The organism is Aequorivita aurantiaca (assembly GCF_030410135.1).
In the GTDB taxonomy this organism is placed as follows: Bacteria; Bacteroidota; Bacteroidia; order Flavobacteriales; family Flavobacteriaceae; genus Aequorivita; species Aequorivita aurantiaca.
In genome coordinates, this window is record NZ_JAUGQQ010000018.1 from 1 (window position 1) to 26,620 (window position 26,620).

19 protein-coding genes are annotated in these 26,620 nt (G+C 41.3%); 8 read left to right on the top strand and 11 right to left on the bottom strand.

The window, feature by feature from the left end:
• Both QRD02_RS14455 and QRD02_RS13915 read left to right on the top strand, forming a co-directional pair.
• Window positions 1-95 (top strand): T9SS type A sorting domain-containing protein (locus QRD02_RS14455; protein WP_353959573.1); only part of this gene is annotated, 95 nt, incomplete at its 5' end.
• Window positions 96-303: 208 nt separating this feature from the next.
• Window positions 304-2,430, top strand: a complete 2,127-nt coding sequence (locus tag QRD02_RS13915; RefSeq protein ID WP_290255574.1) for a M3 family metallopeptidase — start codon at window positions 304-306, stop codon at window positions 2,428-2,430.
• Between the two features lie 444 nt (window positions 2,431-2,874).
• On the opposite strand, the gene QRD02_RS13920 is transcribed toward QRD02_RS13915, so the two are convergent.
• From QRD02_RS13920 to QRD02_RS13950, 7 genes are all read right to left on the bottom strand, one after another.
• Window positions 2,875-5,040, bottom strand: coding sequence for a S46 family peptidase (locus QRD02_RS13920; protein WP_290255575.1), 2,166 nt, complete (start codon window positions 5,038-5,040; stop codon window positions 2,875-2,877).
• 744 nt (window positions 5,041-5,784) lie between these two features.
• Entirely contained in the window at window positions 5,785-6,729 is a 945-nt protein-coding gene (locus QRD02_RS13925; protein WP_290255576.1) for a helix-turn-helix domain-containing protein, read from the bottom strand.
• A 294-nt stretch (window positions 6,730-7,023) separates the two neighbouring features.
• The gene (locus QRD02_RS13930) at window positions 7,024-7,872 is read right to left on the bottom strand and encodes an SDR family oxidoreductase (protein ID WP_290255577.1); all 849 of its coding nucleotides are present in this window, start codon (window positions 7,870-7,872) and stop codon (window positions 7,024-7,026) included.
• A 101-nt stretch (window positions 7,873-7,973) separates the two neighbouring features.
• Entirely contained in the window at window positions 7,974-8,108 is a 135-nt protein-coding gene (locus QRD02_RS13935) for a hypothetical protein (protein ID WP_290255578.1), read from the bottom strand.
• 69 nt (window positions 8,109-8,177) lie between these two features.
• Window positions 8,178-8,324 carry a hypothetical protein gene (locus QRD02_RS13940; RefSeq protein WP_290255579.1) on the bottom strand — a complete coding sequence of 49 codons (147 nt, stop codon included), beginning with the start codon at window positions 8,322-8,324 and terminating at the stop codon, window positions 8,178-8,180.
• A 499-nt stretch (window positions 8,325-8,823) separates the two neighbouring features.
• Window positions 8,824-9,339 (bottom strand): hypothetical protein, encoded by a 516-nt coding sequence (locus QRD02_RS13945; RefSeq protein ID WP_290255580.1) that lies wholly within the window; start codon window positions 9,337-9,339, stop codon window positions 8,824-8,826.
• Window positions 9,340-9,344: 5 nt separating this feature from the next.
• Window positions 9,345-10,415: a hypothetical protein gene (locus QRD02_RS13950; protein ID WP_290255581.1), complete on the bottom strand. Its 1,071-nt coding sequence runs from the start codon at window positions 10,413-10,415 to the stop codon at window positions 9,345-9,347.
• 231 nt (window positions 10,416-10,646) lie between these two features.
• Between QRD02_RS13950 and QRD02_RS13955 the strand changes: the two genes are divergently transcribed.
• The 6 genes from QRD02_RS13955 to QRD02_RS13980 all read left to right on the top strand — a co-directional run bounded on the left by QRD02_RS13955 (window position 10,647) and on the right by QRD02_RS13980 (window position 21,387).
• Window positions 10,647-12,278 (top strand): tetratricopeptide repeat protein, encoded by a 1,632-nt coding sequence (locus tag QRD02_RS13955; protein WP_290255582.1) that lies wholly within the window; start codon window positions 10,647-10,649, stop codon window positions 12,276-12,278.
• A 108-nt stretch (window positions 12,279-12,386) separates the two neighbouring features.
• A complete protein-coding gene (locus QRD02_RS13960) occupies window positions 12,387-14,699 on the top strand; it encodes a T9SS type A sorting domain-containing protein (protein WP_290255583.1) in 2,313 nt (770 codons plus the stop codon).
• 22 nt (window positions 14,700-14,721) lie between these two features.
• A complete protein-coding gene (locus tag QRD02_RS13965; protein WP_290255584.1) occupies window positions 14,722-16,212 on the top strand; it encodes a T9SS type A sorting domain-containing protein in 1,491 nt (496 codons plus the stop codon).
• Between the two features lie 204 nt (window positions 16,213-16,416).
• A complete protein-coding gene (locus tag QRD02_RS13970; protein WP_290255585.1) occupies window positions 16,417-18,054 on the top strand; it encodes a tetratricopeptide repeat protein in 1,638 nt (545 codons plus the stop codon).
• Between the two features lie 104 nt (window positions 18,055-18,158).
• On the top strand, window positions 18,159-20,468 hold the full coding sequence (locus QRD02_RS13975; protein WP_290255586.1) for a T9SS type A sorting domain-containing protein: 2,310 nt from the start codon (window positions 18,159-18,161) through the stop codon (window positions 20,466-20,468).
• A gap of 67 nt (window positions 20,469-20,535) precedes the next feature.
• The gene (locus QRD02_RS13980; RefSeq protein ID WP_290255587.1) at window positions 20,536-21,387 is read left to right on the top strand and encodes a DUF1206 domain-containing protein; all 852 of its coding nucleotides are present in this window, start codon (window positions 20,536-20,538) and stop codon (window positions 21,385-21,387) included.
• Between the two features lie 81 nt (window positions 21,388-21,468).
• Here the strand turns inward: QRD02_RS13980 and QRD02_RS13985 are convergent, their stop codons facing one another.
• The 4 genes from QRD02_RS13985 to QRD02_RS14000 form a co-directional block, all read right to left on the bottom strand.
• Complete coding sequence (locus QRD02_RS13985) at window positions 21,469-22,437, bottom strand: gluconolaconase (protein ID WP_290255588.1); 969 nt, start codon at window positions 22,435-22,437, stop codon at window positions 21,469-21,471.
• 5 nt (window positions 22,438-22,442) lie between these two features.
• A complete protein-coding gene (locus tag QRD02_RS13990) occupies window positions 22,443-23,624 on the bottom strand; it encodes a PQQ-dependent sugar dehydrogenase (RefSeq protein ID WP_290255589.1) in 1,182 nt (393 codons plus the stop codon).
• 170 nt (window positions 23,625-23,794) lie between these two features.
• Window positions 23,795-25,990, bottom strand: a complete 2,196-nt coding sequence (locus tag QRD02_RS13995; RefSeq protein ID WP_290255590.1) for a catalase — start codon at window positions 25,988-25,990, stop codon at window positions 23,795-23,797.
• A gap of 372 nt (window positions 25,991-26,362) precedes the next feature.
• A partial coding sequence (locus QRD02_RS14000) for a T9SS type A sorting domain-containing protein (RefSeq protein ID WP_290254779.1) occupies window positions 26,363-26,620 on the bottom strand: 258 nt, incomplete at its 5' end.

Genomic DNA, 26,620 nt, shown 5'->3' on the forward strand with positions numbered 1-26,620 from the left:
AGGCTGTTGATGTTTCATCACTTGCATCCGGAGTTTACATGGTACAGATAATTGGTGATAGTGCAAGCACTGTTAAGCGCTTGATTAAAGAGTAATCGCCAAATAACCAACCAAAATGATAAAACCTCTTCAGCAATTGCTGAAGAGGTTTTTGATTTTTGTAACATCCGGGACCTAAGGAGTACTAATTCGGTACCTTTATCTTTCATAAGATATTTAAGTCGGTTATGATTAATTGAAAAAACGGAAAGTTTAAATGCTATAAATATTTCGAAAAAGCACATAAACATAAAATTTATTTAAATGAAAAAAGCAATTCCATTTTTAACACTCGCCCTAATCCTTGTGGCGTGCAACAGTAACAAAGAAAAAGAAAACAATAAAAAAGAAAATGAAAACATGAACAATACTGAGAATCCATTGCTTTCGGAAAGTAAGTTGCCATATGGTGCACCGGATTTTTCTGCCATAAAGGACCATCATTTCAAGCCTGCAATGTTGGAAGGGATTGAGCAACAGAAAGAGGCCGTGAGTGCAATTGCCAATTCCAAGGAGGCTCCCACATTCAATAATACGGTATTGGCGCTAGAACAGAGTGGGCAATTGTTAAGCCGCGCGTCACAAGTGTTCAATGCCCTTGCCAGCGCCCATACAAATGAAACCATACAAGCTATAGAAGAAGATATGGCTCCAAAATTTGCTGCCCAAAATGATATGATTTATTTGAATGAAGCCCTGTTCAAACGCTTCAAAATATTATATGATAAAAAGGAAACCTTAAATCTGGATGCGGAATCACTAAAGTTGCTGGAGGAATATTACGAAAATTTCGAAATTGAGGGTGCCAACCTCTCTTCCGAAGACAAGGAAATACTAAAGCAATACAATGAAAGAATAGCAACACTCACTACCAAATTCGGAAAAACCCTTTTGGATGCCAACAATGCCGGGGCTGTCACTTTCGCAAATGAAGAGGAACTAAAAGGTGTGGATGCGGATGTGTTAAAATCACTTCAAAATAAAGATGGAAATGGTTACAAAATTCCATTGCAAAATACAACGCAACAACCATTGTTGCAATCCATGGAAAATAGGGCAAGTCGTGAAAAACTATATAAAGCGGCGTGGCACCGGGCCAATCAAGGGAAATTTGATACTAGTGAACTAATAAAAGAACTTGTAGAAGTACGCGCACAAAAGGCGAAATTATTAGGTTTTAACAATTTTGCAGAATGGAGCCTGCAAAAAACCATGGCCAAAACTCCGGCAAACGTTACTAAGTTTTTCAATGGCCTCATTCCCGCCGCAACGGCAAAGGCACAGGCTGAAGCAAATGAAATCCAAAAGATGATTAAATCACAAGGACAGGATTTTACCCTACAACCGTGGGATTGGAACTATTATGCGGAGATGGTTCGGAAGCAAAAATATGATTTGGACGTAAACCAAATAAAACCTTATTTTGAAATTAACAATGTTTTGGAGAAAGGTGTTTTTTATGCTGCCAATAAATTATACGGCATCACCTATAAGCCCAGAACTGATATTCCCATCTATCATCCGGACGTAAAGGTTTATGAGCTTTTTGAAGAAGATGGTTCGCAACTGGGCCTTTTCTATACCGATTTTTTTGCTCGTCCCAGCAAGGGCGGCGGCGCATGGATGGGCAATTTTGTTACACAATCTAAACTTTATAACAAAAAGCCGGTGATTTATAATGTGTGCAACTACCCCAAACCTGCCAATGGTCAGCCTGCTTTGTTGACTTATGATGAGGTGGAAACTATGTTCCACGAATTTGGCCACGCTCTGCACGGCTTTTTTGCGGACCAGCAATATCCATCATTATCAGGAACGGACGTAGCCCGCGATTTCGTGGAGTTTCCTTCCCAGTTTAATGAAAATTGGGCCCTATATCCCGAAATATTAAAGAATTATGCTATCCATTACAAAACCGGCGAACAAATTCCACAGGCTTTAATTGATAAAATAAAGAATTCGGGAACATTCAACCAAGGCTATAGTCTTACGGAAAACCTGGCAGGATCTAATCTGGATATGCAGTGGCACACAATTCCTGCAAATAAGGAAATCGCGCAGGTAAACGTTTTCGAAACAGAAGCTCTGAATAAAACAAAACTGGATGCTGTGCAGGCAGTTCCGCCAAGATATCGCTCCACCTACTTTTCACATATTTTTGCTGGTGGCTACGCTGCGGGCTATTATTCCTATTCGTGGACCGAAATGCTGCATCACGATGCCTACAACTGGTTTGAAAACAATGGAGGGCTCACGCGGGAAAACGGACAGCGATTCCGTGAAATGGTGCTTTCCAGAGGAAATACCCTAAACTTGGAGAAAATGTATAAAGAGTGGCGGGGCAGTGACCCGAAAATAGAACCTATGTTAAAGGCACGGGGTTTGAAATAGAATAATTCGCAACTCACAGATCCACGGATGACTTCTAAAAGTTTCCGTGGATTTTTTTATTCCAGAAATATTTGTAAAGAATTTGATTGGACTATAATTGAAAGAATTAGGTTTCGGTTTAAAGAAATATCCGTAAAATTCCCTTTAAAATATCAAAGAAATTTTACCCGATTATTTCAAATTAATTAGATGTTTATGGAATCTATTTCCCAAAATCGGGCACTCTTTGAGGTCAAATTTGCAGCCTCCCCCACAGAATCGGATATCGCCGTGGTTTCCCCAGATATACACGCTTTCCCTATCATATAAATTAAGAAACGGCAATTGCATTATTAGAAAAAAATGCTTACTCGTAAAAAAAGAATCCACGTACATATAAGAAATAGTCCGTGGATTCTGAATTTATTCCCAAGTAATTGGGATTATTTTTGTAACTGAAATATATTACTTCTTTCTATTTTTTTTGTTTTCTTTTTTTGGATGCACAAGTTTCAGTTCCTCAATTAGGTTCGTAGCTCCAGCATATTTGTCCATAATAAATAGCACATAACGAATATCGACCATTATATTGCGCGATAGGGAGGGGTCGTAATAATAATCGCTCATCGTGCCTTCCCATACTCGGTCAAAATTTAGTCCAATTAAGTTTCCGTGTGCATCAATGGCAGGACTGCCAGAGTTTCCGCCCGTGGTATGGTTAGTGCCAATAAAATTGACCGGCATTTTACCATTTTCGCCATATTGCCCATAATCCTTAGCTTGATAAAGATCCCTCAATTTTTTGGGCACATCGAATTCATAATCGCCGGGAACATATTTTTGCATTACGCCCTCAAGATGCGTCACCGGTTCGTAATATATGGCATCGGCGGGGGAGTAGCCAGCCACTTTTCCATATGTAACGCGTAAAGTGCTATTGGCATTGGGGAAAATACGTGCATCCTTCGGACTGAGTTCAAGCAACGCTTTCATATAATCCCGCTCCAAACCAGAAATCTTTAGGTCCAATTCTTCATATTTTGGAGCTACTTTTTCAAAGTAGGTATTGGCTAATTCGGCCACCACTTTATAACCCGGATCGTTATTCAACTTTGCTAATACGGCTTCTGCGTTACCTTCCAATAAATTTTTCAGGGAAGCATAATCCACAAAAGCAGAGTTTTTATAAACATTTTCTGTCAATTCCGCGGCATTCAAATTTTTAAAGGAAGCGGGCAAAAATTGTTGTGGCACTCCCTTGGCATATAGATCCATCAAAGCTTCAAAAACCTCCTTGTCCACTTGCTGGTTGTAATCTTTATAATGCCCTTGCGCCCCTTCAACAAGATTGTTTTTCCGGTCCATAAATGACTGTTCGCCACGCTCCTCATAAACCTGCTTCAATTGATAGGTTTGGTAGGCAATCCGCAGTAGTTCCACGTTTCTTATTACGGTTTCCAAATAATATTCACGGGCAAGGGCGTAGGGTTGAATTTCGGAATAATATTGTTCAAATTGCGGAAGAATATTCCCGTATTGCTGTTGTTTTCCTTTTTTATTTATTTCAGAAATAAGGGCGCTTTCCTGCTGTTTTTTGATTCCCACTGCGTTGGACTTCGTTAGGCCCAGGGTTTCGCCTTTCCATTTTTTCCAGTAATTTGCAATGCGGGCAAATTTGGAGGCATATTGTATTTTTATCTGTGGGTCGGCCCGCATATATTTATCCTGTATTGCCAATGCCGCATCGCGGATCGCAATTCGCGCGGGGTTGATAGTGTTTATAACTTGCTCGATCGCGATGGCTGGCAAATACTCATCCGTTGTGCCGGGATAGCCAAACACTAAAGTGAAATCATTTTCGGCAACACCATCCAATGAAATGGGAAGAAAATGTTTTGGGTTATATGGCACATTGTTTTCGGAATAAGGTGCCGGACGGTTGTTTTTATCGGCATAAATTCTGAAAAGGGCAAAATCCCCTGTATGTCTGGGCCATATCCAGTTATCGGTATCGCTCCCAAATTTTCCGATGGAGGAAGGCGGTGTGCCCACCAAGCGCACGTCCTTAAAAGTTTCCACCACAAAAAGCATATATTGATTGCCTTCGTAAAAAGTACGCACGCGGTTTTCCTGCCATGCTTCCTTTGGCGAGGTTTGAACCACGTTGGCAATATTTGCCTCAATTGTCTTTAACTTTTCGGCTTCGGTCATGGCGTTTGTTATTCCGTTCAGAACTTTGGTGGTAACATCTTCTATACGCACCATAAAACTTGCGGTTACTCCAGGATTTGGTAATTCTTCCTTTAAACTTTTGGCCCAAAAACCATTTTCTAAATAATCATTTTCCAAAGTGGAATGGCTCTGAATTTGTGAATAGCCACAATGGTGGTTGGTAAGCAACAGCCCTTGATTGCTGATAACTTCAGAAGTACAGCCACCGTTAAAATGGGGTACGGCATCCTTTAAACTGGCGTTGTTAACATCATAAATATCCTTGGCGGTCATTTTCATGCCCAGGTTGGTCATTTCGGTTTCATTCATTCCTTCCAATAAGGAAGGGATCCACATTCCACCTTGTTGTGCGAATAATGGAAATGATAAAAAAATAAAAAGCAGGCGTACTAATTTCATGATTCTTGTTTTTCAAATAATAGCGTGCAAGATAACAATACCACGTGAAATCGCAATTCTTTTTACTTTCAAAACAATTGATTTTATAGGGAAGAATGGAAAGGAATCAGCATTCCTTAAATGAAGGATAGGGAAAACATTAAAGAATAAAATAACCGTGGGACTGCGAATGCTGCCCGCGCCCTAAAACTAAAGTGAATAAAATTTTGTTGGATTCTTAATTATAGACGTTCCTGTAGTTCTGCAATAATAAACAGAACTAAGAATAAAACGGCTGTTCCAACTGCTAGTGCACCTACTCCCATATGGCAAAATTAGAATTTTTTTTGAATAACACCCACTGCAAAATACATATTGTGATAAACTGATTTTTTCACACTATCAAAATAAAGATTAAACATTTTGGTGTGAGCGGATTATCTAATTTATATGACAACCATAATTTTTTGCCCAATCCCTACAACCTAATTTGTTGAGTAAAAAAGAATGGAAACAATCGCCAAAAGTAGCGCCATCAACAATATTAGTAGTATTAAGTATTTAAATATCCGTGTAACCGGCAAATTATAACTGGAGCCTTTTCCTTTTGGCATGCATTGGAATTATAGTTTAAGTAGGCTAGTTGATTTTGATTGGCACTTTGGCCGAGGGGCTTACAAAAATATCGGACCTTTATAAATTAGATTGCCGTATTTGGTTTTTTTGTTAATACATAAAGAACCTCTTTATCTTCCGATCTAGAAGTTATTCCCGCTGCAATTGCTGAAATTGTTTGGGAGAGCATTTGTATTTATGTTTAAATATTTTACTGAAATAACTCCTACTGGATAGTCCCACGGAATAGACTATTTCTGAAATGGATAGGTTGGTTGTCTTCATTAACTCAACCGCTTTTTCCAAACGCTTGGTCCTGATATAGTCAATAATGGTTCTATTGTGCATTTTTTTGAAACCCTGTTGCAGTTTGTTAGGCCCTAGGCCTGTTTCCCTGCATAAGGAACTAATGGTATAATCGCTGCCCGGATTGGCAGTGATTTTTTGTGAAACCCGGGCTAGCTGTTCCACTTCTTTACAACTAAAACCACCAAATTTTTTATAACCATTATTGTGTTCCTCATTAATTTGAAGCATTGCCAAACCATAAATATTGAAAAGCAAACCTTCAAAAATCAGTTCGTTCGCTTCTGTTTCGAGGTTAAGGTTGGTGATTGCGATTATTTTATCAGAAATTTTTGGATTTGGCTTCCCTTTAAAATAACCCATTTGGGCAGTAGCCACTTGCTTAAATACGCGATCAAATTTATAAAAACAAGAGTGCTCCGCAGTAAATTGTTGAGGCTTGCCAATGCCGATTACTATAAAATTTGGCGAAAGCGCATTTTCATAATCCAACCAAATTCCAGTGCCTGTTGGGTCATGCAACACACAACTTTCGTGAGGTTTAATTTTCTTTGGATTGCCATTAATGGTGAATGTAACAGTATCGCCCATCGCATAAACCAGATAAAAACTTTCAGTGGAAAAAAATTGAATGCATTTTACGGGGGTGAGGGATGGTTTAAAATGTTTGAAAACAAAATTATTCAACCGAATTGGTTGCGGTTCATTACATTTTGGCTGGGAGGATTTAAAGAAATCCTTTGCTGGTAAAAGATGGTTTAGTCTGGGTAGTAGCTCAATAGTTCTCATAAATTAAATGAAATAATTTAAAATCATTTTGAATAAAAACAAGAAACTGTCGGTGGTGCGATTCAATGTATTTTCGGTATTGGGTTTAATTTTCAGTCGTTTATGGATAATGTGGTTTAAAATAAATCCCTAGTTATAAAGATTCCAGATAAAATTAACAACTGTGATAATGGAAGTCAAGTGCAGAAATTACATTTAACCAATTTTTAATACACCCGCGGCGTATAAGCAGGAGAAATTTTTTAGCAAATTTCAGATTATATCATTTGGGAAATAGAGAATAAAAGTTTCTGGTTAGCCTCCAATTATTTCACCGCCGTTAACGTGGATGAATTGGCCGGTAATATAGCTGCTGTCCTGGGATGCCAGAAAAACATAAGCGGGGGCCACTTCGCTCGGTTGTCCCGCACGGCCCAAAGGTGTATCGGCTCCAAAATCGGAAACATCATCGAATGTTGCGGGAATCAGAGGAGTCCAAATAGGACCAGGGGCCACACCATTTACACGAATATTTTTGGAAGCCAGATTGGCGGAAAGCGACCGGGTGAAACTAACAATTGCGCCCTTGGTGCTGGAATAATCCAAAAGATGATGGCTTCCACGATATGCCGTTACGGAACTGGTGTTGATGATACTGCTTCCCTTGGGCAGATGGGGCAGAGCAGCTTTAGTAATATAGAAATACGAAAATATATTGGTCTGAAATGTTTTTTTCAATTGGCGGGCGGCAATTTGTGTTAGCTTGTCCTGCGGAAACTGCATGGCTGCATTGTTCACTAAAATATCCAGTTTTTTAAATTCGCTGATACAGGTTTTTATAGCAGAAATACAGAATGCTTCTTTGCGAAGGTCCCCTTCAATTATAAAACATTTTCGGCCTTCTTTTTCAACGAGTTTTCGGGTTTCCAAGGCATCTTCGTCTTCATTTAAATAAATGATTGCCACGTGTGCCCCTTCCCGAGCAAAATGAACAGCCACACTCCGGCCAATGCCACTGTCGCCGCCGGTTATTAGTGCAACTTTGTCCTTTAATTTTCCGCTGCCTTTATAGTCGGCTCTAATGATTTCAGGCTGTGGATGCATTTTATATTCCTTTCGGGGTTGGGATTGACTTTGTTTAGGAAATTCTTTCGGTTTTGCCATAATGCTTTTTTTCAGTCTATTTAAATATAAAAATTCTCTCCTTAAATAAAAAAACCTCCCAAGTAGTTCAGATAGGAAGGTTTTTTAAAGGATGGGAAAAATCATTTACGACGCGTAGCGTCATTCTTGTTATTCTTATTATGCTTGTCACTGGAAGTGGACGTTTTTTTGATGGTGGACTGTGGCCCATTTTGGCTTTTAATGTCCGTCCTGTTCTTTTTATCTTGTGTGCCCATAGTTCGTTCTGTTTTATAGTTCCAATTTTCAGTTATTAATACGTTGGAGAAGGGGCAGAATTTATTTAATTAGGAATTATCACTTTTATTATTCGCGCCTTTGTTGGGACGTTTCGGCAGCTCAGTTTTTTGCTTTACTTTACCTTTGTCCTTTTCTACTTCCCCGTATTGATTTTTGTCGCGTTTTTTTCCGAATCCATTTTCTGTATCTCCCATAGCCGAGTATTTTTGTTCTTAAAATTATTAATGCAATTGAATTTTCCAACTGTATTTAATTTCACTTTAACATACTCTACGGTATTTGGTTCAATATTTAACTGATTGGGTCCACTAAAATGATAACCGACTTATAAAATTTAAAATAAAGCAAAAAACCATCAGCTGTGGCAGATGGTTTTATGGCTAATTCTAATTATACTTTTAAATATTCGTGCTTTACAAAGCTTTTGTCAATTTTCGGGAATTGATTTTTCTATGCAATTCCCATTCCTTTTGCCTACTTTAACATACATAACCTCCTTCTTTTAAATATTAATACTATTCTTTACAGTTTATACACAAAAATAAAACCCTATAGCCGTGTTTATTAACTGAATAGCTTATTTCTTTATCTCAAAAGTGTCTTTTTGATTAAGATTATACTTTTGGAAATCAATGCTATTTATGCCGAACTATTGACCTTTCGTTTCGAAAATCCAACATTTCGATAATTTAATTATTGGCCTTGTCCGGTGGGGTTTCGCTGGGTGCGAACAATCAAATTACCAATATCCACTGTGCCCACGCGTTCCTTGCCTCGGCTAAAAACCAAGGTGCCAATATTGTTATTTTTGGGCAGGGAAATATATACCCTTCCATTTTTCAACGGAGTTAAGTTATCGTTCTCCCCTTCACAGGAGCGTGCGAGCAGTGGATCCTGCATATAATATTCCATTATTCTTCCCCCTTGTTTATCCAAAACTGAAACTTTAAAATCACCGTTCGGATAAGGCAACTTTCCAGGCACCACGGTTATGGTTGCGGTACTGTCTATCACTATTTTATTGTCAACAACCATAGCTTCCAATACGTAGAAGGAATTTTCGGCAACGGAAAAATAGTTGGGATTAAAGGGTTTGGTGTTCTTTTCTACACGATCGCGTTTTTGTTCGTCATTTTCTTCCTGGGCCTGCGCTGCCATTGTTACCAGCGAAATAGCCATTACAAGTAATATGTTTTTTAATGTTCTCATGATTTTTAATTTGAAGCGTTATCAAAAACTACATAGGTTATTCGGCTGCGGCACGGGCAGTCGTATTCTGTATGGTTAAGGCCGGTGGTTACCATTTGACAGCTGGAAACACATAAACGATAATAATTATCGCTACCCATTTCAACGGCATCGCCATCGTCCTTACAGTTGCCGTAATCTGAGGCCGCCCCTTGGGCACCCGCTAAACTGGACCAGTTGTTGGGAAAATCGTCTGCTTGCCAATGGCTGCCACCGCCATATTCATCCGCGAGGCCGTAAAGTCCGTGTCCAGCTTCGTGCATAACGGTGCCCCTGTTTTGCATTTCGCTGGAAAATACCCCACCGCTTGCCCAATCGCGCAAATCATTTTGGTGCAGCAATGCTCTACCTTCCGCAAAGCTAAGGTTGGCATTATTTGATGGCAATTGGTGTGGGCCATCTACGTCCCGATTATCAAAATCCGTAGCATGCCCGCGCTCGGTATTAATGTAGAAATTATATTGGCGTCTCCAAAATTGCGTATGCGGTTCATCAAAAAAGGATTCGCGAATCATTCCCCGACAGTGGTTATAAAAGGTATTAATATTGGTAATATCGGTGTCGGGAATAAAGACCAAATCAAAAACGTCATCAGGGTCTCCCTGTGCATATACAGGCGCCGGCATGCCAGTTACGGCATAGGGCCGGGTGGCATATGTTACCTTAAAGGACTTAGTTTGGTCCGGGGTAGTAAAAACCCACCGGTAAGTTACTAATTTGTTGTTTCCGTGACCACTGGATTTTGTAAAAGTTAGATCGCCGCCAGGGTCATCCCATGTTTCCAAAAGTGTTTCTGTTCCCGCGGTAGTGATGGTGCCACTACTGTTTATGGTGCTTACGGTTTCATACAATTTTGCCGTCTCTATGCTTCCTTCCGTAACGCGTTCAGCGCTATAGGTAACCGCTTGGCTCCCCGATGGATAAATAGGATCGTGCAATACTAGGGTAATCGGATTTTTCTCGCAGGAAATGAATGCCATTCCCAGAAATAAAACAAACCCAGCCTGCTTCATTTTTTGAACATTGAGGTTTTTCATAATTAAAAATTTATGATTAGAATACAAATGTAAATAATTAATAATGAAAAGGTTAGGGGGAAATCCCCCTTTTTATTCAGGATTTTTCCTGTTTATAGTATGGTTTAAATAATTTTTTCGAAAAATAATTAATGGGCATCACTGGCATTGATCCACAGCTTTAAAATAAAATCCGCAGAGTTTGGGCCCGATTAAATTGAATAAGTTTTATTTTCGTTCCAAATAATCCTCATGGTTTTTTCGGTAAGATATATTGTAATCTTTTTTTTGCTTATTTCTTCGAGCAGTATAAGTCAAACCGTTGAACAAAAAGAATGTGATGCCTTAATTGAAAAAGGAATTGAACTCATGTTTAGCAAAAAACATGTGCAATCCCTGGAACTGCTTGTAAAGGCCGCCTCAATTGCTGAGGAAAACCGATGGCCCAAACAAAAATTCCGTGCGCTCCTTAATTCCGGTTCCAATTATTATTTAATGTCCGATTTCGGCGAAGCTTTGGACTACTATCTAAAAGCGTATGAAATAGCCATAGAAGAACTCGAAACCAAGGATGAGCTTACGGTATTGAACAATATTGGAATATTATATTTTCAGGAATCCAACCTGGCAAAAGCAAAGGAATATTTTGGAAAAGCCTATGCCCTAAGCCTTGATGGGGAAAACAACAGCAAACGAGGATATTATGCCATAAACCTCGCATTGGTTTTGAATAAAATGCAACAGCCCGAGGAAGCAAGCAAATATATCCAAGAAGCACTGCCTTTAGTAAAGGAACAGCCCGAAGTAGAGATAATGGCCAGAATGGCGCGTGCAGAAAATCTTTTTATACGGCGCAAATTTTCCGAGGCAAAGGAACTTTCGCGCATCCTTTTACCACAATTAAAGGGGGAGGCAAATGCTGACAATAGGGTTTTTATTTTGTTGCTGCTTTCCCAAATTCTTCAAAAGGAAAATAATTTTTCCGCAGCCCTGCAATATGCTGAAATGGCTCGAAAAGGGACTAAAGGCATCGAGCATAGCGAAGATGTATATGAGGCGCTTTCAAAAGCCTATATGTCATTGAAGGATTACCACCTCGCGCTGCGCTATAAGGATAGCGTTCTGATTGCGCGCGACAGCCTGCACCAGATTCGAAATAATGCGCTTTATGAAAACAATAAAATAAAATTTGAACTGCAGAGCTATGCCCACGAGCTCAACGAGAGTCGTTTGCTTTTGCAGAAAGAGCGTCGCTTCTTTTATAGTATTACCGCTTTTGCCTCTTTACTGTTTCTATTATTGATCTGGATTTTCCGAAATTATCTCATTCGGCACAAACAACGTAAAAAGATTACGGAATTGGAACTCGACCAAGAAAAAACAAAAAGACTTGTTGTGGAAAAACAAATGCGCGAACAGGAGGCTGTCGTAAAGCTTGAACAGGAGCGATTGAGGAATGAATTGGACATAAAAAACAGGAAGCTCACCTCAAAAGCCCTTTACCTTTCGGGCCGAAATGAACTAATCGAGGAAATTGTTGAAACTCTTACCGCCAATCCACAAATTAAGGAACAGCCCGAGATGCTTGTGCAAATAAAGGCCTTGAGTAAACATTTAAAGAAAAATCCGCAACTGGAAAGTTTTTTTAGCCATTTTGAAGAGGTTAATCCCGGCTTTACTTCCCGCTTGCTTAAGTTGAATCCCCATCTTACGCAACAGGACGTTCGGTTTATAATCTATTTATATATGAACCTAGGCAATAATGAAATTGCTTCCCTATTAAACATTTCGCCCCAATCCTGCAGGAAAAGGAAGGAAAGAATCGCAAAAAAATTAAACCTTCCGAACGACGCCAGTCTAGCCGCCTACATCGCAAATATTTAGTGTTGGTCACAACTTCTTACCAACCTTGTCACAAATTGTCACGCCCCGTAGTAGGGTCTATCTTGGAATAGCATTTAATTTTACGCTATAACTAAAACCATAATTGTAATGATGAGAAGTATTATTTTATTTTTAATGTTCCTTACCCTCCTCGCCCAAAAAGGTTATTCACAAATAACCTTTTCCGCCAATGATGAATATGGGCAACTGTACGATATCGTTTTCGGAATTTCGGAAGAGAATGTTTTATATGCGCGAACCGTTGGCAATCACATAATCAAATCTGCGGATAATGGCCAAAATTGGGAAATTATCTACAGCGATCCTATGGACCAATATTGCGTTCTTACGGATTTGCGCTTGTTTAACAATGGCAATAATCTAAGTTTTATAGTAAAGGCCGAAGGAACGGCTTACAATAAGGTGGTCATCATTAATTCGAGTGATGGAACTGTGATTAAACAATTCGATGTTCCAAATCCTCAACAAGCCGATATTCTTATAGCAAGTTATGATATTTATGAAGCCAATACGGATATCGCGGTTTTGCATACTACCTATACGCTGGGATTCGGCTTTACCAATGAGGTATTTATTACAATTAATGGAGGTGCAACTTGGAATAGTATTTATTTCAGCCCGGAACATGAGGATGTTGCCATTAATAATGTGGCCATTTTTCCGGACAATCCGAATAAAATATTTTTAATGCGGGGCGTTTCACCCGGCAATACCATTGGAGGTTTGTTTGTAAGTCAGGATTCAGGTGCCACTTGGGAGGAAAAAATTCCGGGAAATACCTATAGCGCGCTGGCTTTTAATCCAGACAACGCGAACCAAATGTTGTTGGGCACATTTTACGGGTATGGCACGCATCAGGAAAACCTATACCGTTCCCTTGATGGCGGGGAAACATGGAATGTAGTGCCTATTGTTTATACCGGTATGTCCAATGATAATATTAATCACATTAAGTTCAATCCCGCAAATACCGATAATATTATAGTTCTGGAAGAGAATGAAATTATTATCAGCAATGATAACGGCAGCACTTGGCAAAATCAGGTTTATACGGAAATTGACCCAGAGGAATATTATTTCGGACTTTCGGCCTCCTTTAACCCATTTGTGGCCAATGATGTGGTGATTTCTGCGAATTTCTACTCTTTCCGAAGTAATGATGGGGGCATTACATTGGAAAAATTCAAAAATAAATTTGTTAACAGCACTGGTAGAATCGATTCCCATTTCAACGGTAATGAAAACCACATTTATTACGGGCTTCGCAATGGGTTCATTCATAAAAATCTTCCTACTGATACAGAAAACGGGTATAGAATGCGCTCGTTAAACAATACTTTCGGACCCACCTATTTTCCCTTTGCCGATAAGCAGGTGCAGGGCAGGATTTTCACAAGTGCAAGGTTCGGTATGAATTCCGTCTTGGAAATGAGCTTAGATCACGGCGCGAATTTTACCGCGCTATATAGTTCCATGGAATTCCTGAATATTTACACCATGGCCACAGCCCCCAGCAATACTAATTTACTCTGGTTTTCTTTTGGGGAATCTGCCTACAGCATAGATATAACAAACCCCGCTACACCCGTTGTGGAGCAAATAAACCTACCATCGTTTGAATTGTTATACGGAATAATCATCGATCCGATAACGCCCTCGCGCGTTACCATTACACAGGGCACCGATGTTTATATAACAGATAATGCGGGGCTGTCGTGGACAACTTCCTCAACTGGCCTGGAAGCGCTGGTAGCGGGGCAGGATATGATTTTGGAAGCAACAATCAATCCACTGGATGAAAATGAATATATGCTGGCAACAACCAAGGGAATTTTCATATCCCAAAATAAAGGGGAAACGTGGTTACAGCTATTTGACGAACATGTGGACCGCGTGCATTTTTCCGATGTAACTCCCGGCCACATCATTGCCATAAACCATTATTCTGACGGCTATCTGTATCCACAATCCACCGTAAGGATAATATCATCCACGGATGGTGGGCAAAATTGGGAAATTGTTCCGGGTGCCGCCCTGGAATATCTAAACGCGAGCAGTTCCACTGTCCGTTTTTTCGAAGATAATGCCGAAGTATATTTCGGTACGTTTGATGCGGGCCTCGCCAGGTTTAATATTGATCTTTCAACCCTCGGCACCCACGATTATAGTAATGGACAGAATATTTCAATTTTTCCTAATCCCGCAAGCAATTATTTTTCCGTTCACACTGAAAATTATGGACTTACAGGTGTAACAATTTTTTCAATTAGTGGTCAATTAATGTTACAGGCAAAAGATACTTTGGACCATATCGATATTTCAAATTTGGAAAGCGGTATATATCTCGTAAAAATCGAAACAGGTTCAAAAACTTATTTTAAACGTCTGCTTAAATTATAAGTAACTAAAAAAACCAATCAAAATGAAATCAAAAATTAGAAACAAAACATTAGCTCTTGCAATTGCAATTGTGGCAAGCACCGGCGCAATGGCACAATTTGCCCAGGAAGCAAAAATAGTTAGCAACAACAGGGAAAGCAGGGCAGAATACGGCACCGCGGTGGACCTCCATGCAAGCTTCGCCGTTGTTGGTGCGTCGCGGGAAACCATTGCCTCAGGCGCTGCCTACGTTTACGAAAAGGATGGCCAGGGCAACTGGAGTTTAGCACAGCGGCTGGCGGCAGCTGATCCTAATCAAGGGGCGGAATATGGCGGGGGCGTAAAATTTTCCACTGACTTTCTGGTGGTAGCGGCAGGACGCGCAGATATAGGTAATGCCCAACGGGCCGGGGCGTTATATGTTTATAATTATAGCAATAATAACTGGGATTTCAACACAAAGTTGGTAGCTTCCGATTTAACTAGTGAAGCCAAATTGGGAATGAACCCCACCTCCCTTGATGTTGAGGGCAATACCATAGTGGCAGGCGCACCCGGTGAAAATGTTTGGACGGGCTCGGTTTATGTGTTCAAACGGGAGGCGGGAATGTGGATTGAAGCCCAAAAAATATTCAGTCCCACGCCACAGACCTCGGATGTATTTGGCGTAGGGGTGGCTCTTTCGGGCGATTATTTGGTGGTAGGTGCCAATGAAGTGGACGGCCGAAAGGGGGCGGCATACATTTATTTAAAAAATGGCAATGGCCAGTTTGAATATGTACAGACTGTTATGGCGAGCGATGCCTCCAACGATAGTTTTTTTGGTACGGCAGTCAGCATTTCCGGCGACCAAATGGTAATTGGCGCTTATGGAGCCACAGCGGAACAGGGTGCGGCATATATTTTTGAAAGGAATGCTCAGGGAATATGGACGGAAGTACAGAAAATTACGGGCAATTCTTCCAGCGAAAGCACCCACTTTGGCTGGTGTACGGATATGCAACAGAATCATATTGTGGTGAGCGCCCCGCATCTTTTTGGAATGGAAGAGGGAGAGGTTTATTTTTATAAAAGAAATGGTTCTGGCACCTGGATGGAGGACCAAATGATACAGGGCAATGATACCGCAGGTGAGGATTTTTTTGGCTGGAGTGTAGCCATACATCAGGATGGGATTATAGTTGGTGCCCCGTGGGAGGACCACGATGCAAATGGCGGCAACGAAATAGACCGCGCGGGTTCTGCATATATTTTTAATGACCCTTCCATCTTGGGAACCGAACAGCACGCTATTGTGGAAAACTTACGTTTGTACCCAAATCCATCCCGTAATTTTATTTCCTTGGAAAGTAAAGATAAGACCATTCAAAATATTCAACTTTTTGGAATGGGTGGCGCTCAACTAATGGAAAAGACTGCCATTAATCAACAATCTTTTAGGTTGGATATTTCAGCGTTAGCAGAGGGAATCTATTTTGTAAATATCATCTTTGCGGACGGGTCACGATCCACTGAAAAAGTGATGAAACTGTAAGTTTCTAAAAAAAATATTTCTTCATTTTCATAAAGACCAACCTATATGCGTTGGTCTTTTTTATGTATAGAAATTCTTTCCATTCAAATTCATTAAAACCAAAACCGAAACCCCAACAGTCTAACAATCCAACGAAGACAAAAATCAACCATTAATTATGTCCTTTTTTATATAAAAGTTAACTTCACACACTTTTTATGAAATATGAAGGCCGTTTTTAATTTTATAATTCTTTTTATCGCCCCATTGTTGCTAGCGCAGGGCCCGGCAGAATTGGATAGTCTTTTAAGGGAAGGCATTAAGGCTAGAAGCAATAAGGATTATGCAAAATCTTTGGAATTATTGACCGAGGTTCGCACCGTTGCCGAGGAAAACAATTGGTACAAACAGCAGTTTCTTGCCATAAATAATATTGGAGCGAATTATTATTCCGTGCTAGATTATGGCGAAGCGCTGGATAATTATTTGGAAGCATATACCATTGCCATAAAGCATCTGGATGAAAATGAGGAGATGATCGTGCTCAACAATATCGCCATTCTCTACAGCAAGGAAGGCGATCTTATAAAAGCTGAGGAATATTTCAAAAAAGCCTACAATTTGGCGCAGGAACAAAACGAGAAAATCAAAATTGGACTTTATGCCGTAAACTTGGGCATTGTCGCCAACCAGCAAGGAAGATTGGACGTTGCTGCGGCTTATTTAAAGGAAGCCATGGAAATGCTCCGGGATGAGCCAACAATATATATTTTGGCCGAAATTGCTTTGGCTGAAAATTATTACAAACGAAAGGAACTCCATAAGGCAAAGTTTTTGGCGGAAACAACCCTTCCAAAATTGGAAAGTATTGCCCTTAGCGAAGAGCGTATTTCCGTGTTGCTATTGCTTTCCAATATTGCCAAGGAAATGGGCGATATTGAAATGGCGGTGGCTTATGGTAAAACTGCATTGGAAGCCGCAGCAAATCCCGAAAATCGAATAAGTGCATATCAGCAATTGGCGGAAATATATACTGATAATGCCCTGTATGGCGCAGCGCTAAATGCAAAGGATTCCGTTATCGTGCTCACCGATTCCCTCAACCAACTTAAAAACGGGAGGTTGTTCGAAACGAGTAGGGTGAAATTTGAAATTGCCGATTATAGAAGGGAATTGCAACGAAGCCGCGAAATCCGAAAACAGGAGCGCACAACGCTTTACAGCCTTTTGGGCGTTTCCCTATTGATAATTTTACTTAGTGCCTGGGCATTGTACAATAGTTATATCAAAAATAAACAACGCAAAATCCTTCACCAGCAGAGCAAGGAATTTATAGAATTGGAACTGCAAAAAAAGCAGAGCGATAACCTTCTATTGGAAAAACAACTACACGCCAAGGAAACACTTGCACTTTTGGAAGAGGAACGGTTAAGGAATGAAATAGAGGCGCGAAACCGTAAACTAGCTGCCAAGGCATTGCAAATTTCTGGGCGCAACGAACTTTTGAAGGAGGTGATAAACACCCTTTCCGGCCAAACGGAGGTCGCCAAAAACGCCCTGCTTTCCAAAAAGGTGAAGGAACTCAAAGGGCTTTTAAAACGGGATAATGAATGGGAAAGTTTCCTAACCCATTTTGAGGAAGTGAACCACGGACTAATCACGAAGCTACGGGCAAACCATCCCGAATTGACTACGAACGATATTCGATTCCTCAGTTATTTGTACATGGACCTTACTACAAAGGAAATTGCCTCTCTCTTCAACATTACAGTAGAGGCAACCCGCAAGCGAAAGGAACGGATTAGCATCAAAATGGGTTTGGAAGATAGCGCCGCTTTATATAAATACATCACAGCGCTTTAAACAAGCATGTCACGCTTTTTCCAAATCCCGTCGCACTAATTAGGATGCTTTTTTTGCTCGCTTCCCAATAAATCCTGAATATTGGGTTCCACTAAAAATTCTATATGATGAAAAAACCAATTACACTATTATTCCTTGCTTTATGCCTATCCTTCCAACCCTCCTTCGCACAGTTTGAGGTGACGGGCTCCGTTGAATTTGGCAGAATATTCGACCTTACTTATGACGCAAACGTACCGAATAAAATATATGCTGTAACCCTCGGAAACCATATAGTGGTTTCAAACGACAACGGCGCAAGTTGGGAAATTCTTTACTCCCTGCTTATTGGTCAAGGCGCCTCTATAAAGGATTTGAAGCTTTCGCCCGATGGCACCGCGCTTACCTTTTCGGCATATTTGCCCAATACTTCGTTCAACGAGATTCGCGTGTACGATATCGCTTCGGCAACCATAACCAAAACCTTCCCATTGCCGAACCAAATGGATTTGGCCTACGTTAGCTCATATGATTTTTATGATGGTGATATGGATGTTTTATTGGTCGATACCAATTTTCCGGTGGGAATAAATACCGAGGGGAAAACATTTTATACGTCCGATGGGGGAGACAATTGGAGCGAAATTTATTATACAAATAATTACGATACCGTATTTCTAAATGATGTTGCCATTAGCCCAAACGACCCCGAGAAACTTTTCCTGACCCGTGGCAACGGAAGCACAGGCGTTGATGGTGGGCTTTTTGTATCTGATGATGCAGGACAGAATTGGGATGAAATCCTGCCAGGAATCATTTTGGACCCAATCACTTTCGACCCCACAAATGACCAAAATATTTGGATTGGTACGGGAATCAGTTTTGGAAGTACGGTAGAAAATCTTTACAAATCCGCCGATGGTGGCGAAAGTTTTTCCATTGTGCCCATCACTTGGACCGAAGGTATCTTGGATTGCATCAACGTGATTCGCTTTAATGAAAACAACCCTTCGCAAATTATCGTTTTAGAGGAAAATGAAATAGCTATCTCAGAAGATGGTGGTTCTACTTGGGAAAACTTCGTTTATCTTGACGAAAACCCTGAAAGCTATTATTACGGCTTGAACGCCAGTTTCAATCCACAGAATTCTGAAGAAATTTTTATAAGTGCAAATTACGTCCCTCTATTTTCAAATGATGGCGGCGAAACTTTGGAATGGTCAAAAAGCCCCTATTTTTCAAGTACGGGAAATATGGACCTTTTCCTAAATGGCACCGATGCTAGCCTGTACTATGGTGTACAGTTTGGATATGTGCACCGCGACTTGAATACCGGTATTGACACTCCGTATGACATTGTGCCTTTGAATATTTTCTCAAACAACCCCGGCCAGACCCAATATGCCGATAAAGTTACGCCAAATCGCATTTATACATTTCAATCCAGTTTTATGGGATCCAGCCTAAAGGTTAGCAATGATAATGGCGCAACCAAAACGGAACTTCTGTCAATTTTCACAAATAGATTTACCGCGGTGGGTACTTTTCCTAATGAACCACAAACTATTTTAGCCGCATTTGGTGGTTTTGAGGCAAATGAAACTCAATTGAAGAAAATTGATTTCAGTGATATAAATAACATTGTTGTTACTGATATTACCTTGCCCGCCTTGGATTATATTCATAAAATAATTATAGACAACACGGGCAAAATAATGATGCCCATTGGCGTTGAGGTTTATTCCTCAACCGATGGCGGCACCACGTGGACTAACAACAGCACGGGTCTGGAGGTTATGAATGCGTCGGACCTAATTTTCGATCTTCAAATGGATCCCTTGAATGCCGATAGAATGGCATTGGCTAGCTCAAAGGGAATTTTCATTTCTGAAGACGGTGGTGAAAACTGGAATAGAAAAACTACTTCCCTGGTTTTCAATGTGGCCTTTTCCACGGAAAACGAAGGAGCGATGACTGCGGCTACTTATAGTTCACAGCTTTCCGAATTTGCGCTACATTATTCAACCGATAGCGGCGAAACTTGGGAGACCATAAATAATGAGCAGTTGTTGGGGATAGGCTCTAGCTCTTCAACTTATGTGTTTGATGACAATTCGGTAACGGCCTATATTGGAAGTTTCGATCTAGGTTTAGTGGAATATACTATAGATTTAAACGTTGCGGGAACCCCAGATTTTGAAAATGGAAATGATGCCATTGCAATTTATCCAAATCCTGCACGGGAGGTATTGAATATTGAATTAAAAAACATAACTGTGGCCCAGGTTGCCATTTATTCCATAAACGGTGCGAAAATTCTTGAGGTTGAAAACACTTCTAATCTGAATATTTCGCAATTGGCCGCCGGAATGTACTTGATTCGGGTGAAGGATAGCAATAATGCTGTTTTCTTCAAAAGATTTGTAAAACAATAAATTCCCCAGTTTCGCTTTTTTAAAGAAACCCCGAAAGTTATTTTCGGGGTTTTTTATTTTTGAAACTTTGCAGGTAGTTTTAAAGAACAAATGCGAAGTAAACGTATTTTTGAATCCTATTTTCACGCATCCCATGGCCGATATAAAGAGAAGATTTAAAACCCCCGCTATTATTGGATTTGTTTCCAAAGGGATTATTTATTTGGTAATGGGAACGCTTTCCCTTTTGGCGGCGTTAAAAATGGGGGGCGAGAGTTCCGGCACCAACCAAGTTCTTAAATTTTTAAAAGAGCAGCCTTTTGGGCAAATATTGCTAATGTTGCTGGGCGTGGGCCTGCTGTGCTATTCCTATTGGATGTTTGTGCAGTGTTTTAAGGATCCCGAGAATAGGGGCAGTACCCCCAAGGCAAAATGGATGCGCTTCGGGCTATTCACCACTGGGGTTGTTTATACCGTGGTGGCTTTTCTATCTTTTTATCATATATTTTCGAGTTCCTCCGAGGATACTTCGGCGGGGCGGTATCTGCCATTTTTGGGTTCAACTACGGTTTCCGCCATTTTTATTGGTATTGGAATTATCTTGGCCATCCAAGCTATCGTTTTAATAATTGGGGTTTTTAAGGGTGGGCTGTTGGATCAGTTCAATCTGGAAGGGCAGCGGTATTCCAAGCAGATGAGAATGATTGGGAAATTTGGTTTTTATTCGCGCGCCTTCATCGTAGCCATTATTGCCTATTTCTTTTTACGGGCGGGAATCTACACAGGAAATCATGACATCAAGGGCATTGAGGATGCATTTTCGTTTTTGGGACAATCCTTTTTAGGTAGTATCTTGATGGCCTTTACAGCCATTGGGTTTATGGCCTACGGAGTGTTTTATATATTCCTTCCCCGATTCAAAAGTTTCGGTGAACAATAGTCAATCAAAAGGTTGTTTTATTTACAAATCCAATAATCACACCATCCAACAATCAAAATATCCAACAATCCAACTATTCAATCATTTCCCAACCGGTATAAACCGCGCATGCTGCATGGAAAACTTTTTGGAGGGAACGGATGAGCTATCCGCAAGTTCATTGAACTTGGCATTCATCACCCATACGTTTTTTTCCCGTGCAACCGTGGCAGTGGTGGGATAGGCAAATCTGTCCGCCGCCAAAGTGGTGGAGGCAATTTTGGCTGATTGCCAATTGCTGTCAGAGGTAAGTTTGTAGATTTTATTGCTACCGCCGTTCTGAACCAAAATAAGCGATTTATCATCCATTAAATAAAGACCGTCCCCGTTTAGGAAATACTGGTCGGTGTTCACCTTTCTCACATCAGTAGGTTGCTTCGCATCAATTTTATATAGAATTCCTGTGCCACTGTTTACTGCCAGTAAATACCCATCGGGATGCCACACAATGCCGTTGAGACCTACTCCCTTGGTTTTGAACAAAGGGCTATCTGCAAATACAGAAGCATGGCCACTGGGGGTTACTTTATAGATTACATGTGCGAAACTGTCGGTTATATAAGCGTTGCCGCTAGTGTCGAAAGTGAGGTCGTTGGCGAAATGTTCTCCTGGCACCAACCCAGCAAGGTCAATATCCTGTACTTTTTTTCCATCGGCTGTTGAAATACCTACCAACCGCGACATCTTTTTCTTGGTATCGGGGGTGGAATATTTGCTGTAATTGGCATCGGCCACACAGGCATAAACCATTTTGCCATCGGGATGCATTTTCAGGCCGTAACTGGACCGAAGCTCCGGATCGGTATATAGAGCAGTGTACAGACCGTCCGGAGTTACCTTTCCAATAGTACCAGTTCGGGCGGAGGATACGTAATATACATTCGCGGCAGGGTCAAAAGCGATACCTTCTGGATAGGCTTCGGGAGCCATAAATTCTATTCTGGCAGTGGGTTCAGATGGAATTACCGTCGCACAACCAGTTAATAAAAAGAGTAGGAATATATTTTTCATAATAATTATTGTTTTGGAATAATAGCATAAAGCACTCCATTGGCATCATCGGAAACATACACGGTGCCAGTGGGGGTAATGGCCAATCCTGCAGGCCGGCCGAACCGGGCATTGCCCTGCAAAAATCCCGTGAGGAAATCTTCGGCGCTCGTGGCCCTGCCGTTGGAAAATTTTATTCGTTGAACTTTAAAACCAACGGGAGCACTTCGGTTCCAGGACCCATGCCAGCAAATCAACGCATCTCCACCGTAGTCGATTGGGGAGCCGCCGCCCAATTTAAAAAACTGGAAGGCTATTGGCGCCATATGTGCCTGCAAATCCAACACCGAAGGTTCCGTCTTTGCTGCGTACTGTTCCTTGGTAGTGCCCGGCGGGTCCTCCCGGCTTTCATCGACCACACGTTTGCCATATACGAATGGATAGCCATAATCCTGGCCTTCCTTTATATGGTTTACTTCTTCCGGAGGCCAGTTGTCGCCCTTGGCATCACCACCATTATCAATTCCCCACAATTCATTCGTTTGCGGATGCCAGTCAAAGCCGATGGTATTTCTTAGGCCCGAAGCATATATTTTGCGTTGCCACGTTTTGGGATCTACCTGCAGCAGAGCCGCCGTTTCCTTGTCTGAGCCCAAACAATCGTTACATAAGGAACCTACTGAAATATAAAGCATACCATCTGGGCCAAAATCCATGGTTCGGTTTGGGTGTTGCCCTCCATTCGGCATATCGTTGAAAAGCATTTCCTTTTGGCCTACCGTACCATCCGCATTCAATTTATATCTTCTCAATTCAGTGTTGTTGCAGAGGTACAGCCAGCCGTCCTTAATGGTAATTCCGTGCACGCCCTTAAAATCAGCCACAACGGTTTTTACGGCATCAAATTTTTGATCGCCATTATCATCCTTTAACATCAGGACATCGCCTGTGGTGCGGCGGGTAATATACATTTCTCCATTTGGCCCGACATACAGCATTCGAGGTTTACCCAACCCGGACGCGGCAATGCTCACTTCCCAACCATCGGGCGCCTTGAGCAGATTCACCATTTCGGGCAAAAAGTCCAAGTGCTGCGCGTAATTGGTGTTATGGGATACGCTGGTATTTTCCTTGGGGGGCATTTGGGCCTGTATTTCCGTACAAATTGAGAGCAGTATGGGAAGTATAAAGAGTTTCAGTTTTGCCATATTCTTTTATTGCTAAAGTTATTATGATCACGGAAATAGAAATATTAAAAAATACTTAAACTGTTAACTGCATCCATGAGGAAAGGAATGCTATCAATACAAAAACTCTTAATCGATAATTCTAAATCTTGAATTAGTGATTAAGAGTTTTGATTATTATTTAATTGAATTTATGCGGGTATGGAGTCGTGGTCCATATCCTCCCGTTCCCAAAATCGGTGTTGGGCGATGCATTCCATAAAGCGTTCTGAGAAGTCGCCCATGTTATCATTGTTGCTTGCCATTACCACGCCCTTGGAAACATTCACCCCATTTTGCGGTTCCTTCACAAGGTTCCATAGCGCTGTATTTTCCAAAAGTTCAACCGCTTCACCCGAAAATGCAAGGGGTTTACAATGTTTATAAGCTTCGTTAATAAATTGTATAACATCCCCATGATTTTTCATTCTCGCCACACTTTTAGCGCCGCCCGGAATAAAGATGGCATCGTAAAGAACCGAGGCGGTGGTTATATGATTTTTATCCGTCTCCAAGGTTTCTCCATTAGAGGCAGTTATCATGCCATGAAATTTGGAAACGATTTCGGCAGTTGCATTACCATCCATAAGCTTTTTCTTCACCTGCATTACCGTCTCATAATCAAAACCTTCATCAATCATTATAGCCACTTTACGGCCTTTGATGGAACCTTTCTTATTATTTCTATTTTCCATACTTACGGCGGGAGAGGTATCGACACTACTTTTCACCTTCTCACGGGGAATATGGTCCTGTGCTACCTCTTTTATTTTCGCTTCGTCGGTGGGAGGATTTATGCCAATCCCATTTGCCACTTTCACGGCAAGATCCTTATCCACATTGGCGATCATATATACCATTCGTTGGCGGATTTCCTTATCCTTTACTTTGCCAAGTTCAAAGTGAAAGGCCTCCATTATATGTTTCTTTTCAATTTCCGTTTGGCTGTTATAGAATAGTTTGGCCTGTCCGAAATAGTCCTTAAAGCTGTCGCTACGCTCCCTTATTTTATGTCCTTCTACTTTTTCCATGTGGTGCAAATAGCCACCGGCAGTTTCCGGAGCCATCATGGGGCAGCCTCCCCCTCGGGAATTGGGAAAATAGTTGGTCTTTCCTTTATTGATGGTCTGGCGCATAAACCCGTCCCGTTGGTTATTATGTACCTCAACCACCGGGCGATTTATGGGAATTTCGTTGAAGTTTGGCCCGCCCAATCGGATTAGTTGGGTATCCACATAGGAAAACAAGCGTCCCTGTAGCAGGGGATCATTGGTGAAATCAATGCCGGGAACCACATGGCCAGGGTGGAAGGCCACTTGTTCCGTTTCTGCAAAGAAATTGTCCGGATTTCGGTTTAGGGTCATTTTTCCTATCATTTTGATAGGTACCACTTCCTCCGGAATTATCTTTGTTGGGTCCAATAGATCGAAATCAAAGGCAAATTCATCTTCCGGATCTACCACCTGGACCCCTAGCTCAAACTCGGGATAATTTCCCATTTCAATGGCCTCCCATAAGTCGCGCCTGTTAAAGTCTGGATCTTTGCCCGCAATTTTTTGCGCTTCGTCCCAAACTAAAGAATGGATTCCCGCTACCGGTTTCCAATGAAACTTTACGAACTTTGATTTTCCTTCGGCATTGACAAACCGGAAGGTGTGCACTCCAAAGCCTTCCATCATGGCATAACTGCGGGGGAAGGCCCTGTCAGACATAACCCACATTATCGTATGCATGGATTCGGGCATTAGTGACACAAAATCCCAAAAATTGTCATGGGCCGCGGAAGCCTGTGGCATCTCGTTATGCGGTTCGGGTTTAATGGCGTGTACCAAATCTGGGAACTTTATGCCGTCCTGTATAAAGAAAACCGGCATATTGTTGCCTACCAGATCCCAATTCCCTTCCTCGGTATAAAATTTGGTAGCAAAACCGCGAACATCGCGCACGGTATCCGCAGAGCCTCGGAAGCCAACAACGGTGGAAATTCGTACAAAAACAGGAGTTTTCTTTTCGGGATCGTTAAACAGTTTTGCTTTGGTAAGTTCGGGAATGGGGCCATAGCTTTGGAAATACCCGTGCGCCGCCGATCCTCTGGCATGCACCACGCGCTCTGGAATACGTTCATGGTCAAAATGCGTCATTTTTTCCCGGAAATGGAAATCCTCCATTATAGTGGGACCCCGGCTGCCTGCCTTAAGGGAATCATTGGTGTGGTTTATCCTTACACCAGTGCTTGTGGTTAGGTACTGGCCCTCGCCATTTTCGGAATGTTGGTCCAGTTGTTCGTTTTTTGCTGTGGAAGAATTTGTTGTCTTTTCCTCCATTTTTCTTCGTGTATCATCAGCCATAATTTCTTTTTTTTAATGATTCTTATAATGTTATAACGCTAAAAATACCAAACTTTTATTTTAGGATAATAGCGGGAAATCATAATGATTTATTAAAAATAATTGCAGTAGAAAACTTAGATAGGTGTAGCAGCAGAATGTAAAACAAGCGGTTAAGGAAGGGGGAGAACAGGGTGGAAATGGTTGCTTTTTAAAAACATCTTTGATGTTATTTCCCGATACCTACATCTGTTTTCTCTTAAAAGGAATGCGGGGTAATTTCCGTAATATGGTATGCTCGGGACGGTGTTAAAAAGTAATAGTTCTTAATAATAGAACCGCCCGGCACATTGCCGGGCGGTTCCTTTTAAAGTAATAACAATTATGAATCTACTATTCCTTTACCAATCGCTTGGTGGTGGTTCCATTTTGTCCCTGGATCCTCACCATGTATACCGCCGCGCCAAGGGTTGAAACGTCAAGGGTCCTCTTGGATCCCATCCCTCGCAGGTCTGCCCTTTGCACAAGCCTTCCGCGAAGGTCGAATATCTGCAGGCTCTCCAGCTCAAGGTTCTGGGGGTTCCCAACGTTCAGGAGGTGCTTGGTCGGCACCGGATAAAGCGAAACGCTTCCCAGGTCCTGCGCAGGCCC

Coding starts and splice junctions, on each gene's coding strand:
- QRD02_RS13915 (WP_290255574.1), top strand. CDS start 304: ATGAAAAAAGCAATTCCATTTTTAACACTCGCCCTAATCCTTGTGGCG.
- QRD02_RS13920 (WP_290255575.1), bottom strand. CDS start 5,040: ATGAAATTAGTACGCCTGCTTTTTATTTTTTTATCATTTCCATTATTC.
- QRD02_RS13925 (WP_290255576.1), bottom strand. CDS start 6,729: ATGAGAACTATTGAGCTACTACCCAGACTAAACCATCTTTTACCAGCA.
- QRD02_RS13930 (WP_290255577.1), bottom strand. CDS start 7,872: ATGGCAAAACCGAAAGAATTTCCTAAACAAAGTCAATCCCAACCCCGA.
- QRD02_RS13935 (WP_290255578.1), bottom strand. CDS start 8,108: ATGGGCACACAAGATAAAAAGAACAGGACGGACATTAAAAGCCAAAAT.
- QRD02_RS13940 (WP_290255579.1), bottom strand. CDS start 8,324: ATGGGAGATACAGAAAATGGATTCGGAAAAAAACGCGACAAAAATCAA.
- QRD02_RS13945 (WP_290255580.1), bottom strand. CDS start 9,339: ATGAGAACATTAAAAAACATATTACTTGTAATGGCTATTTCGCTGGTA.
- QRD02_RS13950 (WP_290255581.1), bottom strand. CDS start 10,415: ATGAAAAACCTCAATGTTCAAAAAATGAAGCAGGCTGGGTTTGTTTTA.
- QRD02_RS13955 (WP_290255582.1), top strand. CDS start 10,647: ATGGTTTTTTCGGTAAGATATATTGTAATCTTTTTTTTGCTTATTTCT.
- QRD02_RS13960 (WP_290255583.1), top strand. CDS start 12,387: ATGATGAGAAGTATTATTTTATTTTTAATGTTCCTTACCCTCCTCGCC.
- QRD02_RS13965 (WP_290255584.1), top strand. CDS start 14,722: ATGAAATCAAAAATTAGAAACAAAACATTAGCTCTTGCAATTGCAATT.
- QRD02_RS13970 (WP_290255585.1), top strand. CDS start 16,417: ATGAAGGCCGTTTTTAATTTTATAATTCTTTTTATCGCCCCATTGTTG.
- QRD02_RS13975 (WP_290255586.1), top strand. CDS start 18,159: ATGATGAAAAAACCAATTACACTATTATTCCTTGCTTTATGCCTATCC.
- QRD02_RS13985 (WP_290255588.1), bottom strand. CDS start 22,437: ATGAAAAATATATTCCTACTCTTTTTATTAACTGGTTGTGCGACGGTA.
- QRD02_RS13990 (WP_290255589.1), bottom strand. CDS start 23,624: ATGGCAAAACTGAAACTCTTTATACTTCCCATACTGCTCTCAATTTGT.
- QRD02_RS13995 (WP_290255590.1), bottom strand. CDS start 25,990: ATGGCTGATGATACACGAAGAAAAATGGAGGAAAAGACAACAAATTCT.